The organism is Pectinatus frisingensis, from assembly GCF_015732285.1.
Lineage (GTDB): Bacteria > Bacillota > Negativicutes > Selenomonadales > Selenomonadaceae > Pectinatus > Pectinatus frisingensis.
Map to the genome: position 1 here is coordinate 1 of NZ_WIQU01000064.1, position 14,457 is coordinate 14,457.

A 14,457-nucleotide genomic window follows, 5' to 3' on the forward strand; every position below is an offset into this window, starting at 1 on the left:
ATGCAATATTTTAATATTTATTTTCAGCTGATCTTTTAACCCGAATCTCATTCGTTATTATCAACAGTCTTGAATATCCCCAGCATTCATATATTATATTTACTATTTAATTTTCCTCCTCATGATAGCAGCTGTTGTAATTCTGGTTATCTATTTAAAATTAAGTTATAATATTACTGTACCATCACCGTTAATTATTATCTTTAAGAAAGGGTTAATAAAAAAATGAAAAAAACTAACGCCGCCCGTATATTGGACAATTTAAAAATAACTTATGAAATAAAACCATATAAGGTCGACCTTAATGATTTAAGCGCAATTCATGTTGCCTCTGAAGTCGGAATGAATATAAAAATGATTTTTAAAACGCTTGTTGCCCGTGGTGATAAAAATGGTATATTGATGGCATGTATTCCTGGCGATGATGAATTGGATTTAAAAAAATTAGCTGTCATCAGCGGAAATAAACGTGTAGAAATGGTGCATATGAAAGAAATACAATCACTTACCGGTTACATCCGCGGCGGTTGTTCTCCGTTAGGTACTAAAAGAACTTATCCGGTATACCTTGACAGCAGTGCCCTTACTTTGCAACAAATAGCTGTAAGCGCTGGTACCAGGGGCGAACAATTACTACTTGCTCCTGCTGATTTAATAGCAGCAGTGAATGCAAAAACAGCCCGTCTTACAAAATAAACCTGATATGCCGGTCCATTTGAAGGGAGACTGTCTTTTTGAAAAAATTTATTATAGATGCTGTCCATATTTATTTATCGATGCAATATCGTCTCAATCGCAGACGATTCCTCATGGCTCACATATTTTTACTGGTCATTGGTTTCGTTTTATCAATTTTTTCTATACTATTTTCCTTGTTTTATCTACCTTCACCACTCATCCCTATTACTTCTGGCAATGCTGTTACTGATACTGCTTTAGCTGCACTTGTTCCTCTGCCAACACGATTATCCATCAGCCTGGGATTGATTCTATCCAGCTATTTCAGCAGTCTTATTTCCTGGAGCGTTGTTTTATCAGCATTTTCACTTATCCTGACTATAGGACGTCTATACGATCTCAATAAGTCATATAAATATCTATGCTTATATGCCGTGCCAGGTATCAACCTCTGTTTTTTTCTTTATTTATGCATTAAAAAAGGCAGCCCTGCTGATAATCATTATGGCCCGCCTACAGCTTCCTTAAGTAATAACGCCTTATACGCCGGTCCATGTTTTTATGTAGAAGAACCAATAAATACATCATATTCTGCATCACTATTCGAACAAGTATTTTCTTGGCGTGGCCGTTTAAACCGACAGCGTTATTTTTTTAGAAACATCGGTTTTATAAGTTTATACCTATTTAGTTTTCTGGTTTTAAGCATACTGACTGTATTTCTAATCGGTCTCGGTTTCGCTGCTACAGCGATTACTGCCATATCCGACTTATCTTTCAGCATAAGTTCATGCTTTTTTATATTACTGATAATTTCAATCATATCTTTTATCACAATACTCGCCGTAATAATTCCAGCCTTCTGGAAAATACGCCGCTGGCATGATCTTGACCGCAGCGGTTTTTATCTGCTTCTTACCGAGTTGCCCTATTATGCACTACTATGCGGCATACCTTCTTTTTCTGTAAATAATTCTATTATTGGCTCCAATGAATTAGAATTCATTTTCATTATTCTTACAATTTTATGGATTAGCGCCGTGAATCTTTATTTGCTTTTTATAAAAGGTTCACCTAATGATAATACCTATGGAAAAGATCCTATTGCACAAATAAGTCCGGAAATCAATAATTAAAAATATTTTAAGGTGTTTTCGGTAATAATAGTTTCTTTCTTTAAATAGTCTTTATCACTTATGTTCTTTATTTAAAGTATATAAGTTATCAACAGTTATGCACAACTTGTGTATAAAACTGTTGATAACTTATATCAATTTTATACATCCATGATATAAGCTTGCTGCTTCTGCATTACAATATAACATAGCTGCATTTTATTTTTCCTAAAATCCAAACATTTCAACTAACAGCATAACATTTAATATAGTTACTATTATACCTATAGACCAAAGCATTATCCGCTGTTTTACTGAATTGGCGTATTTCCCCATTATTTTATCTGAAGATGTCAAATATATCTGCAAAAATATCGTAAATGGTAATTGAATACTTAAAGCCATTTGTGAATAAATCAATCCATCAAAAGGCTGCTTAACAAAAAATAATATGAGCACTGCCAAACCATATGTTATCAAAACGCCATGCCACGAATGACGATCTTTTACATCATACGATTCCCTAAAAATTCCTGCATAAATGCTGCCGCCAGCCATTCCGGCAGTAGTTGTAGATGACAATCCGGAAAACAATAGCGCCACTGCAAATAATATTGCCGCATAAGGACCCAGCAGCGGATCTAAAATGTTAACAGCCTGTGCTAAATCATCAACTATAACATTATTAGTAAAAAATACACTTGCAGCTATTAATATCATGGCACTGTTTATCGCCCAGCCTATCCCCATAGAAAAAATAGTATCCAGAAATTCATATTTTAATTGTCGCTCAATAACTTTTTCATTTTCAAGATTCCATTGCCGACTTTGAATTATCTCCGAATGTAAAAAAAGATTATGCGGCATTACCACTGCCCCCAGCACACTCATTATAACGACTAGTGAGCCATGTGGAATTGCTGGATAAATCCAACCGACTGCCGCTTTGCCCCACTCAATCGGTACAATATACAGCTCTACCAGAAAAGACAATCCAATCAGTGAAACAAACCCAATAATTATCTTTTCCATCTTATTATACGAATTTGATTTCAACAAAAATCCACAAAATACTGCCATCAAAATTGAACCATACATTAAAGGTATATTAAACAATAGCTGTAAAGCTATAGCCCCTCCGAGTATCTCTGCCAATGCTGTCGACACAGCAGCCGCCATTGCTGACAGCAATAAAAACCCCGATACATATTTAGGCAGATAAAGTGCCGCCGCTTCCGATATGCACAATCCACTCGCTATCCCCAAGTGAGCCGCATTATGTTGTAATACTATCAGCATTATTGTCGATAAAGTGACCATCCATAATAAATCATAGCCATACTGCGAACCTGCCGCCAAATTTGAAGCCCAATTTCCCGGGTCAATAAAGCCAACCGTAATCAATATGCCCGGTCCTATATATCGCAAAAAATCACGGGCACTTTTACGTGTTATCTCTGTCTCAAAATATTTACGTATGTTCATTAATTTACCCCTTCTTAACCCATATATGGAATAATCCATCTTTAAAGTATACCAAATTAATCATTCAAATAAAAATCCTCACGAAGAAATGAAATATAATATAATTAAGGAGTTTACCATCATGCTATATAAAACATATCTTTTTGACTTTGATTATACTTTAGCCGACTCATCAAAAGGAATAGTGCTATGCTTTGAAAAATTATTAGCACAAAATGGCTATCCGGGGAAAAAACCTGCTGAAATAAAACGTACTATCGGCCTTTTTATGCCACAGGCTATATCTATTCTAACCGGGGAAACTGCTGCAAATACCATAAAATTATTGCAGAAGCGCTATAGCATTTTAGCTGATAAATACATGACTAAAAACACCTTTTTATATTCTGAAACTATCCCCGCCATGAAAAAACTAAAACAACAGCACTGTCTGATTGGCATTGTTTCCAATAAAACACGCCATCGTATTTTAGAAACACTGCACCAGGAAAAAATTACAGATACTATTGATGTTATAATTGGTACAGAAAATGCAAAAAAACCAAAACCGGCACCCGAACCAATCTGGCAGGCTATAGAAGCATTGCACACAGATTCATCCACCACTTTGTATATCGGTGACAGTCTTACTGATGCTCAGACCGCATTCAATGCCAAGGTTGATTTTTCTGCTGTTTTAACCGGTGAAACCCAAGCCGACGAATTTAATAAATATCCTCATAAAAATATTTTCCACTCATTAGCCGAGCTTTGTTGATAGGTTTAGAACAATGAATATTGTTTAATAACCATTTTCTCCTTGACATCAATCCGAAACATTGTAAAATATAATCTATGCTTGGCTATTTATTAATGAGCAGTTTACTCCAAGAATATTACCTACTCACTTAATGATTATTTCAGTCCAGTTTAATCCATACTCAATCTTTTATAGATATGAATAGAAGAGGTGTTATATTTTGCAAGAAAAAGATTTGATTATATCAGAAATAATGATGCCCAGCCAGGCTAATGTCGAGGGAAACATCCATGGCGGCGAAATAATGAAAATGATGGATTCATGCGCTTATGCTGTCACTCGCCGCTATGCCAGAACCAATGTAGTTACAGCCCGTGTTGACGAGCTGCAGTTTCACCAGCCAATAAAGGTCGGTGATTTGGTAATTTGTTCTGCCAGAATAGTTTTTACCGGCAAAACATCCATTGAAGTATATGTTGATGTCCAAGTTGAAGATTTACGTTCCCATATGCCTCCAGTCCCTGCATTGTCTGCATTTTTCACCATGGTTGCCCTGGACAGGAATTCAAAACCAGCGCAAATTCCGCCTTTAGAAATAAATACTGACGAAGAACAGCTCGCTTTTGAAGCTGGTAAGGCCCGTTATGAATCATATAAGGTAAAACGTAAAAATCAAAAACAAAATAATGATTGACAGATAAATAAATAAAAACTATCCGGTAAATAACTCCACCGGATAGTTTTTATTTGTCCATCAGTCCAACCGGAAATACTATATCAGCAACAGCTGTATCCGTATTGCTATAAACAAATGCCTTCACATTAAAAACCTGCTCCAACAATTCAGGAGAAAGTATCTGTTTCGGCTTTCCCTGGGCAAAAATACCACATTGTTTCATAACTACAACATTATCAGCATAAAGACGCGCATGATTGATATCATGCAGCACCATCACTACCGTCATGTTCTGTTTCTCATTAAGCATAGCTATTATCTGCATTATCTCTAATTGATGAGCAATATCAAGATATGTAGTCGGTTCATCCAGCAGCAATATCTCTGGTTGCTGACATAATGCCATAGCAATCCAGGCTCGCTGGCGTTCACCTCCTGACAAAGTTGTCAATTGGCGTCCTTTCAAATTAATTATATCAGCTTGTTCCATAGCCCATGCAATGACCATTTTGTCTTCCTGCCTATTACCGTGAAACACACTGCGGTAAGGAAATCTGCCATAGGCTACGACTTGTTCAACAGTCATATCGGCAGGCACACTTATAGATTGCGGTAAAACAGCTATTTTTCTGGCTATACTTTTAGATGAAAATTCAGTCAAATTCTTATTGTTTAATAGCACTTCCCCCTTATAATGATGCTGCAGGCCGGCTATTATCCGCAAAAGTGTTGATTTGCCGCAGCCATTAGGTCCCAAAATAGCTGTTATCTTATTTTCAGGAAATAACACATTTATATTATCCAATATTGTTTTATCCTGAAATTCAATATGAATATTTTGCGCAGCCAATATTGCCATTATAACTCCCTCCTCAACAGGAAAAGGAAAAACGGTGCCCCCAGCACCGCCATGAATATTCCTACCGGCAATTCCAATGGAGCGAATGCACATCTGGCAAATGTATCACTTAAGGTCACCACAGAACCTCCCAAAAGGATTGATCCCGGTAATAGGAATCTATAATCACTCCCGATCAGCAATCTTACCGTATGAGGAATAATCAAGCCGACAAATCCCAGCAACCCCGCTACCGAAACAGCACTGGCCGCCAGCAAAGCCGCAATAGCCGTCAATAATATTCTGATAAATTCAACATTCATTCCTAAACCCTTAGCTATTTCATCACCAAGCTGTAAAACATTTAAATGGCGTGTAAATAATAACCCCAGCAATAATCCGGCAATTGTATACGGCAATATCAATTCCACATGACTCCATGATCGGGCTGCAAATCCCCCTACCATCCACATTAAGGCTCCGTGGACTTTATCACTGTATAAAATAAGCAGTGCTGATATCCCTGCTCCAATAAAAGAGGATACCGCCACCCCGGCTAAAATCACCCGTAATGGTTTTATACCATTTTTCCAGGCTAATACATAAATACACAAGGCTGCCAGCATAGCTCCGATAAAGGCAGCCGGTGGTATTAAAAAACTATATTGTGGCAATATTATTATAATAAAAATCCCTGCAATCCCTGCCCCTGACGAAATGCCGATTATATGCGGATCTGCCAATGGGTTTCTCATTATCGCCTGCAAAATAGCTCCTGACACAGCAAGATTCATACCTACAAGCACCGTTAATATCGTCCGTGGTAACCTTATATTTAACATGATCTGACTATTTGCCCCGGTCCCGCCAGAAAAAATCTGCCATATTTCTTTTGGTGTTATATGTACTGCCCCTTGCGACAGGCTTATCCCAAAACTTGCAATGAGCAGAAATAATAATCCCAGCAAAATAACCATCCGCCATTTATTATTATGTGTGTTTTCCATATTGCACCTTATATTATATAAAATTGGGGGCTGTCGCATGAACAGCATTAACTTCACAAATATGCACCCCGCCACTGCTGCATGCCCCTGTCCCTCTAAAGACGGACAAAAAGAGTGATATATATTTATGAATGAAAATTGTCAGGTGCGACAACCCCGCGTTTTCCCAGATATTTATTGATCCGCTTTAGAAAACAGATTAGGATAAAGTTCCTTTGCCATTACTTCCACTGCTTGTGGATAATGGATCCCGGGATTTAATAAAAATAATTTCTGCGGCAGAAAATATACATGGTTTTCCCTTACCGCCCTTAATGTCTGCCATGCTGAATTATTTTCAACATTATCCTGCATAGATTTTTTTATTGTTGACATATCCCCCATGCTGGTGACAAATATAGCATCTGGATCTGATTTAACCAATACTTCTAAACTATACGGCGCTGAATCCGGATTATTTTCCAATGGCTTGGCATCAGCCGCTACATTAACAAAACCAAGCATTTTAGCCACCGATCCCGCTATGGAGTCATCTAGCTGCACAGTTACATCCTGAGCTGTACTATGCAATATTGCCACACGCCTGGTTTCTTTCGGTAGTTTATCCTTCACGGCAGCGATTTTTTTATCCATTTCATTAATAAGCGTCGTCCCTTTTTCTTGTTCACCCGTTATCTGAGAAAAAAGCTCCAAACAGTGTTTAACCTGATCATAGCTTTTCATATCAAGCACAATAACCGGAATATTATTACCTTCAAGCATAGGAACAAATTTGTCATTCATCCCTTTCATTGCTATTACTAAATCCGGTTTCAATGCGACCACTTTTTCTATATTGATATTATAAACAGCACCGACCTTATCTATATCCTTATAATAATCAGGTATCCCCATTTTCGAATCCGGACAGCCCACCACAGCGGCATCTACATCATGCAGCGGTTCCAGAAAAGAAGTCGATAATGCTACAATACGTTCCGGCTTATTAGCGAGTGTAACTGTCCTGCCGGCGTCGTCATTGATTGTCAAATAGGACGTCGTCTTTTGATCTGCTGACTGTCCACCGCATCCGGTAAATGCAGCCGCCAACAACAAACAAAACAACAGATAAAAACAAAAATTTCTTTTTATCATATAAAAAACTCCCTATTTATTTCGGCGTGTCAAAATTGTTGATAAATAATTGGGAACCTTCTTCACTTGTTCAATATCATCTATACATGCTTCATCCGGTAATCCGCAGCGACTTACCATAACAGCATTATCTACCAATCCATTATCTTTCAAAATTGATACTATTTGATCAAAATTTTTATAAACTTTCATAATTACAACATTATCTGACGCGGCCAGCGTTTTTGCAATTTTTTCTGGCTTTGCCGTAGCCGGAATGATACTTATTATATCATTTCCTTCTACCAATGGATATTCCAGCCTGCCGGCTATCGCACAAAAAGCCGGTACGCCGGGAATCGTTTCAATCACTATTTGCTCCGTTTTCAACAGTCGGTACACATAAATATATGTGCTGTAAAACATCGGATCCCCTAATGTCAAAAATGCTACATTCTTACCTTGGTTTAATAAAGCTAAAATTTCTTCCTTATTTTTTTGCCAACTCTGCGGTGATTCTTCAAAATGTGCTATCATTGGGAAAACCTGATATACAATATTGACAGTTGATTTTAAATACGGTTTAGCTATGGACAAGGCAACACTACCATCTTTTTTTTCTGTTTTAGGGGCAATAATCACATCTACTTTTTCCAATGTCTTAATTGCCTTCATCGTCAATAATTCAGGGTCACCCGGACCAACGCCTATACCATAAAAAATACCAGTCATTAAATATTCTCCTCAAAATCAATTAATTTTTCACATACAATTTTAGATTATACAATACCTTTACCACTAAAAGCAAAATTTTGATAGTCTTCCCGCATATTGTCAGCATGGTATTGAATAAATTATTGATAAATTAAAGAATCTTATCCAGCAGGCAAGTAGCCTGCCGGATAAGATTATATGCAAATAGTAAATTATTTTGCTTCCAAAGCATTCCATGCTTCGTTGGCACGTTCCACAAAGATATTACGAACAGCTGCATTTTCACCAAGGCCATGGATATATGTATCGACTTTAAAACCTGCTTTTTCAAGAATTGATTTATGTGACTGCGGTTCTGCGCCAGCCATATCATTATTAGCATGATCCCCTGCTACCATCATCATTGGCATCAATGTTACCTTTTTGATACCCTTTTGTTTCAGCTGAGGAATTATAGTTTCAAGATTTGGCCAGCCTTCCACTGTATAAAGATAAACATTTTTCAATTTCAGTGAATCAATGCGATCTTGTATTACCGCATAATAGGCATTACTTGGATCCGGTGTTCCATGAGCCATAACCAATATAGCTTCATCCTTGCCTACTTTAGGGAATTGCGTAGAAAAGGCCTTTAAAAATTCATTGATATCATCGCGCTGATTTTCCTGTCCCATCCAATACATAGCCGATGTGCCGAGCGTCATTTTTTTGAAATCTTTTTTATACAAATCAAATACTGCCGAATCATAAGCATATTCCATCCCCGGAATAACATCAAGTGATGCGATAGCCACACGAGTATACCCTTGTGCTTTCAAATCCTTTAGGGCATCTTCCGGCGTAGGAATTGTGATGCCTTCCTTAGCTTTTATTCTATCAATGATAATATGCGATGTAAATGACAGAATAACTTTCGTGTCAGGATGCGCTGCCTGGATTTCCTGGACAGTTTTTTCTATAGTTTTTTCACGTGAATCCTTAAAAGTAGTACCAAAACTCATAACTAAAATTGCATCTTTATTCTGTACATTGGCCATCTGTGGATTATTATAAGTACGAAGCCCAATTTCAGCTGCCTGTTTCAATGCCGGTGTCGCATCCATAACCTCAGGATTTAATTTATAACTGGCATAAGAAGTAGTCATAAAACCTGTTAATGTCGCACATGCCATTGAAGCGACCAACATTTTTTTCCAACTGATTTTCATTTGACAAAGCCCTCCTAAATTTTTGTTAATTACAATAAACCTATTCAGTGTTTGTCATCTATCCGGGCAAAATATAATTTTGCAAAATAAAACCCTTCAACAAGATGCAATGAAGGGTATCATCAGACAAGATCGTATCGAGTATGTCCGAAAATACCACCTTCCCATCGCTCGTGGGTAAAAACACAGTAAAACCATATAGGCAGCTTATCCTAAGTGCAAACAATAAGTCTGCCTTATGGATATAAATCATTACTGTGTTACGGTGATCGACAAACAGGCAGTTCTCCTGGCTTTGAATCATCACGTTTCTGTGCCTTCCCATGCAGCTTAAACTGTCACAGTGACATATTACAGAATTGCTCCTCATTACAGTGGCGGGACCGCGTTGGCTTAAACCAACTTCTCCATTAAGTCCGTATGGACACCTGTTTCACTGATATTAATTTTATCGTTACTTATAATACAATTAATCACGTCTATTGTCAATAATTATATCAGATATTTTTACTATTATATCTTCACATCAATCTGCGCTGAAACTCCAACTCCCTGTACACGGGAAACATTGCTGATACTTTTTGCATTTACGGGAATAAGTCCTTTTAGTCTAAATCGTTCGTCACTAAAACTGCCCTCAATCAGCAATACCGCCTGGGTCCTATCGATTGCCTCCTGCGGTCCGGTAACTTGCGCAGCTCCCACATAAGAACCGTTACCTATTGAAATTATCGGCACTACTTTTGTAGCATACGAGGTCCCCATTCCATGTTGTCCGAGCAAATTATTTATTGCTGAATTCAATGGTATAGAAAACTTGTCTACCAATATGGATATACCGCCAACTTTAAGCGCATCACCCAATATGCTGCCAAAATTAAATGCCTGTGTAGTCCTTACCGTTGCTGTTAATATCGTAAGGCAAACGACTGCGACTACTGCCATTTTTTTCAAATGCATAGCCAATCCTCCTATTTGTAAAATATTTACTAAATATTATACCACGGACGCAGTGGCTGTTAATATTTACACTTACAGTTATTATAAAATTTAAATGCATCTTAGCTGCTACTTTTTCTATATTTTAAATCCACCGCTAGAGGTAAAGCACAAAATATTGTATAATTGCTAATATAGATTTAAAATTAATTGAATTCTATTTGTGAAGTGATTTTTATTTTTTACTAATATTCAGCAGTGTCTGTAATCTTATTGTTTAAACAAAATCCCATAACTTAAACTAAAAGGAACTGTTAAAATGGAACAATACTCTGCCTTGTTTTTAGAATTTATTTCCACTTGGGGATATATTGCAATAGCTTTGCTCATGGCGTTAGAAAATGCCTGTATTCCTATTCCCAGCGAATTGATTTTAGGTTTTGCCGGCTACCTGATATCTATAGGTAAAATGGATTTCAGCGAAGCTGTTATCGCAGGTATAATCGGCGGCATGACCGGTTCTATACTGACATATTATATTGGTTTTTTAGGTGGACGCCCCTTTATCAATAAATATGGTAAATATTTTTTCATGAAAAAGCGTCATATTGATATCGCCCAAAATTGGTTCGATAAGTACGGAGTCAAAGCTGTTTTCTTCAGCAGGATGTTTCCTGTAGTACGTACTTTTATTTCACTGCCCGCCGGTTTTGCCGGTGTAAATATAAAAAAATTCATTATTTTTACTTTTGCTGGTTCTTTACCGTGGACCATCCTAATCGTCTATATTGGAAAAATGCTGGGTGACAATTGGCAGAAGATGCTGTCAGTCGGGCATGAATTCAGCATAGCAATATGTATAATCATTGCTTTAATTGTTATTGGCCTTTATATTCGCCATAAAAGAAGATAAATAATTTATTGCATGGAGTGATTCGATGAAAACGATATATCTTGATTGTTTTTCGGGCATAAGCGGCAATATGCTCATTGGTGCCTTTCTTGATGCCGGCTTACCTTATGATTATTTAAAAAATCAGTTGGAAAAAATTATTTCTCCTGATGAATATTCACTTATTATGAAACCGACCAATAAAAAGGGGATAACAGCTACCTATTTTAATGTAACATTAAATACACCACAGTTACATATACGTACCCTATCGGATATACAAACAATTTTTACCAATTCAGGTTTAAGCCAAGACATCCAACATACCAGTATGGAAATTTTTCACAATCTTGCTGAAGCTGAAGCTAAAATCCATGGAACATCAATAGAGGAAATCCATTTTCACGAAATTGGTGCTGTTGATGCCATAATTGATATTGCCGGAATTGCAATTTGTCTTGAATATTTTAATGTCAAAAATATTTTTGTCAGCAATATTTATACCGGTAAAGGTTTTGTCGACTGTGCCCATGGACAAATGCCAATACCGGCTCCGGCCACTGCCGAGCTATTAAAAAACTTCACGATAAAAAATGGTCTGGCAGAAAAGGAACTGGTTACACCAACCGGGGCCGCTGTTTTAAAAACACTGGCTCAGGAAAAATCTTCTTATGATGATTTTTCTTATGACAAAATAGCTTATGGCGCCGGCAGTTGGGATCTGTCACAGCCTAATGTACTGCGTTTGTACTTAAAAGAATTTGATAGTAATCCTGCTGTCGAAGATTTACTGCTCTTAGAAACTAATGTGGATGATATGAATCCGCAAGTTTTCAATTACATTTCGGAACGTCTATTTAAAGCCGGTGTTCTCGATGTTTGGATAACGCCGATTATCATGAAAAAGAATCGTCCCGGTCAGATGTTTTCCGTCTTAACCGCACAAAAAAATTATACGGCTGCCAGCGAAATCATTTTTCGTGAAAGCACGACATTGGGACTACGCATAAGTAAAATAAAACGAGCTGCTTTAAATCGAAAAATCAAACTTGTCTCCACGGCTTATGGTCAGATTCATTGCAAAATAGCTTACTATAACGGAAAAATAAGCAATATTTCCGCTGAATATGAGGATTGCCGCGCTTTAGCCAAAAAGAAAAATGTTCCCATCAGAGAAGTACAGCACGAAGCCTTGCGGATTGCTTACTATCTGGCCGACAATCGCAAATAAACTTATATTTGTATCATAATTAGAAATATGCCTCTTAAAGTCAGATTTTAAATCCGCTTTTAAGAGGCATAACTATTTATAGGCACTATATAAAGTTTTTACTTTATTTGATCACTATGATCAGCCGCATACGCAGCAACTGCCGCGTAACGTGTTCCCCCCATGGTTCCCGGCTGCACAGAATACCATACGAGATATGCCGGTGTCTCACTCCAGCGTTTTTCACCATTGCTTTTATAAAAAGTCTGCTTACCAAGCAGCAATGCCTGATTTACCAAATCTATTTTACAATCAGTAATACTGTAAAATCCCTCATCCAAAGTAGCGGAATTTCTATTCACCTTTTTTTCCCTATAATTGATTATATTTTTATTTACCTTACCATTTTTATCAACATCATAATGCAGCGATGTCTTATCAAAATAAAACACATCATCATTGCCCTTACCCAGTTCAATCGGTACCCAGTTATCCTGAGTATCTTCAATTTCTGCCTGCGCCAAAACAATCGTAGAAAATAATACACATAATACTAAGGTGAAAATCATTATCCGCTTAGTCATTCATCGTCTGCCCCTTTCCAATCAATGACGATGGCCCAGTCTATTTACCAAAAGCCCTTGCCACTAAATATATATTTCAATTATATCATATATCCATTATGTATGCTAAAATATATCCGGTGATAATTATGAATAAAAAAATTAATGGCGATCCAAAGGAAAAAAATTCTCTGCAAATATTTGGGCAGGTCGGCAGCTTGGGAATAACCTTTGTTATTATTATTGGCATATTTTCTTTTATCGGTTATAGAATTGATATATTATTTTCAACCAAGCCAATTTTCACCTGTTTAGGCACATTATTGGGTTTTATAATTGCTCTTATAAGTATTTACCAAATTATAAAGAAAGATAATTTATGATAAAATTTACTGTACCCAATGGACATGAACGACAAAAAGCCCGATATTTCCTTGCAGCGCATGGAAAAGTTTCTACTAATTTATGGAAAAAAATAAAATGGCAGGGACAGCTTTTTATAAATAGTCAACCGGTTCGAGCCGCTAGTGCAACAGTAACGGGCGGAGATATTATAAGTTATGAATTGGCAGCAAAATCCAAAATCATTCCTTGCGATAAACCTCTCGATATTGTTTACGAAGATGATTGGCTGCTCATCATCAATAAACCATGTCAACAAATAATTCACCCTACCCATAAAACTATTCACGACACACTAGTAAACATCGTCGCTAACTATTATATACACAGCGGTCAACAGGTCGGTTGTCATCCGGTATATCGTCTTGATCGCAATACCACTGGTCTGGTCATCATTGCCAAACAACCGCAAATACAGTACAGTCTCACTACTTCACATGACAAAATCCAACGTTTTTATCATGCCATAGTCACAGGCTGTCCCAGTCCCAAGGAAGCAATGATTGCCCTGTCAATTGGAAGAAAACCAACCAGTATAATCGAACGTATGGTCCGAAATGATGGACAGCCTGCCCTGACGCATTACCGGGTAATACGACAGGGCAGGCTGTATTCACATATACAATTAAAACTTTACACTGGCCGTACCCATCAAATACGCGTCCATATGGCAGCTATAGGCCATCCGCTTTTAGGTGATGATCTATACGGTGGCAGCCGCGAGCTTATAAAACGTCAGGCATTACACGCTTATAGAGTAATCTTCAAACATCCCATTGAAAACAAAAGAATTGATATATCAATACCTTTACCATCTGACATGGCTGCTTTATCATAACCAAATCTTAAAGCAGTGTTCACTTTAAAAAACTGCTCAC

At 37.3% G+C, this 14,457-nt stretch carries 16 protein-coding genes and 1 riboswitch; of the genes, 8 read left to right on the top strand and 8 right to left on the bottom strand.

All coding sequences use genetic code 11. From position 1 onward, the window contains the following. The first annotated feature begins 225 nt into the window (after positions 1 to 225). A complete protein-coding gene (gene ybaK / locus I6751_RS11625; protein WP_196590014.1) occupies positions 226 to 696 on the top strand; it encodes a Cys-tRNA(Pro) deacylase in 471 nt (156 codons plus the stop codon). A 38-nt stretch (positions 697 to 734) separates the two neighbouring features. Further along, positions 735 to 1,814: a DUF805 domain-containing protein gene (locus I6751_RS11630; RefSeq protein ID WP_182187581.1), complete on the top strand. Its 1,080-nt coding sequence runs from the start codon at positions 735 to 737 to the stop codon at positions 1,812 to 1,814. Positions 1,815 to 2,021: 207 nt separating this feature from the next. Here the strand turns inward: I6751_RS11630 and I6751_RS11635 are convergent, their stop codons facing one another. After that, the gene (locus I6751_RS11635; protein WP_182187580.1) at positions 2,022 to 3,278 is read right to left on the bottom strand and encodes an Nramp family divalent metal transporter; all 1,257 of its coding nucleotides are present in this window, start codon (positions 3,276 to 3,278) and stop codon (positions 2,022 to 2,024) included. 121 nt (positions 3,279 to 3,399) lie between these two features. Between I6751_RS11635 and I6751_RS11640 the strand changes: the two genes are divergently transcribed. Beyond that, complete coding sequence (locus I6751_RS11640; RefSeq protein WP_196590013.1) at positions 3,400 to 4,035, top strand: HAD family hydrolase; 636 nt, start codon at positions 3,400 to 3,402, stop codon at positions 4,033 to 4,035. A gap of 202 nt (positions 4,036 to 4,237) precedes the next feature. Further along, entirely contained in the window at positions 4,238 to 4,711 is a 474-nt protein-coding gene (locus I6751_RS11645) for an acyl-CoA thioesterase (protein WP_229711386.1), read from the top strand. Between the two features lie 49 nt (positions 4,712 to 4,760). Here the strand turns inward: I6751_RS11645 and I6751_RS11650 are convergent, their stop codons facing one another. From I6751_RS11650 to I6751_RS11675, 6 genes are all read right to left on the bottom strand, one after another. Then, positions 4,761 to 5,552 (bottom strand): ABC transporter ATP-binding protein, encoded by a 792-nt coding sequence (locus I6751_RS11650; RefSeq protein ID WP_196590012.1) that lies wholly within the window; start codon positions 5,550 to 5,552, stop codon positions 4,761 to 4,763. Further along, the gene (locus I6751_RS11655) at positions 5,552 to 6,538 is read right to left on the bottom strand and encodes a FecCD family ABC transporter permease (protein WP_182187577.1); all 987 of its coding nucleotides are present in this window, start codon (positions 6,536 to 6,538) and stop codon (positions 5,552 to 5,554) included. Before I6751_RS11655 ends, I6751_RS11650 begins: the two co-directional genes overlap by 1 nt. A 174-nt stretch (positions 6,539 to 6,712) precedes the next feature. Next, positions 6,713 to 7,672 carry an ABC transporter substrate-binding protein gene (locus tag I6751_RS11660; RefSeq protein WP_196590011.1) on the bottom strand — a complete coding sequence of 320 codons (960 nt, stop codon included), beginning with the start codon at positions 7,670 to 7,672 and terminating at the stop codon, positions 6,713 to 6,715. A 12-nt stretch (positions 7,673 to 7,684) separates the two neighbouring features. After that, complete coding sequence (gene cobI / locus I6751_RS11665) at positions 7,685 to 8,383, bottom strand: precorrin-2 C(20)-methyltransferase (RefSeq protein ID WP_182187575.1); 699 nt, start codon at positions 8,381 to 8,383, stop codon at positions 7,685 to 7,687. A gap of 194 nt (positions 8,384 to 8,577) precedes the next feature. Further along, positions 8,578 to 9,573, bottom strand: a complete 996-nt coding sequence (locus I6751_RS11670) for a sirohydrochlorin cobaltochelatase (RefSeq protein WP_196590010.1) — start codon at positions 9,571 to 9,573, stop codon at positions 8,578 to 8,580. Positions 9,574 to 9,835: 262 nt separating this feature from the next. After that, positions 9,836 to 10,020: riboswitch (cobalamin riboswitch) on the bottom strand. A gap of 66 nt (positions 10,021 to 10,086) precedes the next feature. Next, positions 10,087 to 10,533 (bottom strand): hypothetical protein, encoded by a 447-nt coding sequence (locus tag I6751_RS11675; protein ID WP_231035411.1) that lies wholly within the window; start codon positions 10,531 to 10,533, stop codon positions 10,087 to 10,089. A 298-nt stretch (positions 10,534 to 10,831) separates the two neighbouring features. Here I6751_RS11675 and I6751_RS11680 point away from each other — a divergent pair, with 298 nt between their 5' ends. Both I6751_RS11680 and larC read left to right on the top strand, forming a co-directional pair. Continuing rightward, positions 10,832 to 11,425, top strand: coding sequence for a DedA family protein (locus I6751_RS11680; protein ID WP_182187573.1), 594 nt, complete (start codon positions 10,832 to 10,834; stop codon positions 11,423 to 11,425). A gap of 25 nt (positions 11,426 to 11,450) precedes the next feature. Continuing rightward, positions 11,451 to 12,635: a nickel pincer cofactor biosynthesis protein LarC gene (larC, locus tag I6751_RS11685; protein WP_182187572.1), complete on the top strand. Its 1,185-nt coding sequence runs from the start codon at positions 11,451 to 11,453 to the stop codon at positions 12,633 to 12,635. A gap of 98 nt (positions 12,636 to 12,733) precedes the next feature. Here larC and I6751_RS11690 read toward each other — a convergent pair whose 3' ends face one another. Then, positions 12,734 to 13,198 (bottom strand): hypothetical protein, encoded by a 465-nt coding sequence (locus I6751_RS11690; RefSeq protein WP_196590009.1) that lies wholly within the window; start codon positions 13,196 to 13,198, stop codon positions 12,734 to 12,736. 128 nt (positions 13,199 to 13,326) lie between these two features. Between I6751_RS11690 and I6751_RS11695 the strand changes: the two genes are divergently transcribed. Both I6751_RS11695 and I6751_RS11700 read left to right on the top strand, forming a co-directional pair. Next, the gene (locus I6751_RS11695; protein WP_196590008.1) at positions 13,327 to 13,560 is read left to right on the top strand and encodes an AtpZ/AtpI family protein; all 234 of its coding nucleotides are present in this window, start codon (positions 13,327 to 13,329) and stop codon (positions 13,558 to 13,560) included. Then, the gene (locus I6751_RS11700) at positions 13,557 to 14,417 is read left to right on the top strand and encodes an RluA family pseudouridine synthase (protein ID WP_196590007.1); all 861 of its coding nucleotides are present in this window, start codon (positions 13,557 to 13,559) and stop codon (positions 14,415 to 14,417) included. Before I6751_RS11695 ends, I6751_RS11700 begins: the two co-directional genes overlap by 4 nt. Positions 14,418 to 14,457: the final 40 nt, after the last annotated feature.

What these genes read in the sequence shown, in the direction of transcription:
- cobI (WP_182187575.1), bottom strand. Translation starts at nt 8,383, where the DNA reads ATGACTGGTATTTTTTATGGTATAGGCGTTGGTCCGGGTGACCCTGAA.
- ybaK (WP_196590014.1), top strand. Translation starts at nt 226, where the DNA reads ATGAAAAAAACTAACGCCGCCCGTATATTGGACAATTTAAAAATAACT.
- I6751_RS11695 (WP_196590008.1), top strand. Translation starts at nt 13,327, where the DNA reads ATGAATAAAAAAATTAATGGCGATCCAAAGGAAAAAAATTCTCTGCAA.
- I6751_RS11680 (WP_182187573.1), top strand. Translation starts at nt 10,832, where the DNA reads ATGGAACAATACTCTGCCTTGTTTTTAGAATTTATTTCCACTTGGGGA.
- I6751_RS11700 (WP_196590007.1), top strand. Translation starts at nt 13,557, where the DNA reads ATGATAAAATTTACTGTACCCAATGGACATGAACGACAAAAAGCCCGA.
- I6751_RS11675 (WP_231035411.1), bottom strand. Translation starts at nt 10,533, where the DNA reads ATGCATTTGAAAAAAATGGCAGTAGTCGCAGTCGTTTGCCTTACGATA.
- I6751_RS11640 (WP_196590013.1), top strand. Translation starts at nt 3,400, where the DNA reads ATGCTATATAAAACATATCTTTTTGACTTTGATTATACTTTAGCCGAC.
- I6751_RS11635 (WP_182187580.1), bottom strand. Translation starts at nt 3,278, where the DNA reads ATGAACATACGTAAATATTTTGAGACAGAGATAACACGTAAAAGTGCC.
- I6751_RS11660 (WP_196590011.1), bottom strand. Translation starts at nt 7,672, where the DNA reads ATGATAAAAAGAAATTTTTGTTTTTATCTGTTGTTTTGTTTGTTGTTG.
- I6751_RS11650 (WP_196590012.1), bottom strand. Translation starts at nt 5,552, where the DNA reads ATGGCAATATTGGCTGCGCAAAATATTCATATTGAATTTCAGGATAAA.
- I6751_RS11670 (WP_196590010.1), bottom strand. Translation starts at nt 9,573, where the DNA reads ATGAAAATCAGTTGGAAAAAAATGTTGGTCGCTTCAATGGCATGTGCG.
- I6751_RS11655 (WP_182187577.1), bottom strand. Translation starts at nt 6,538, where the DNA reads ATGGAAAACACACATAATAATAAATGGCGGATGGTTATTTTGCTGGGA.
- I6751_RS11690 (WP_196590009.1), bottom strand. Translation starts at nt 13,198, where the DNA reads ATGACTAAGCGGATAATGATTTTCACCTTAGTATTATGTGTATTATTT.
- larC (WP_182187572.1), top strand. Translation starts at nt 11,451, where the DNA reads ATGAAAACGATATATCTTGATTGTTTTTCGGGCATAAGCGGCAATATG.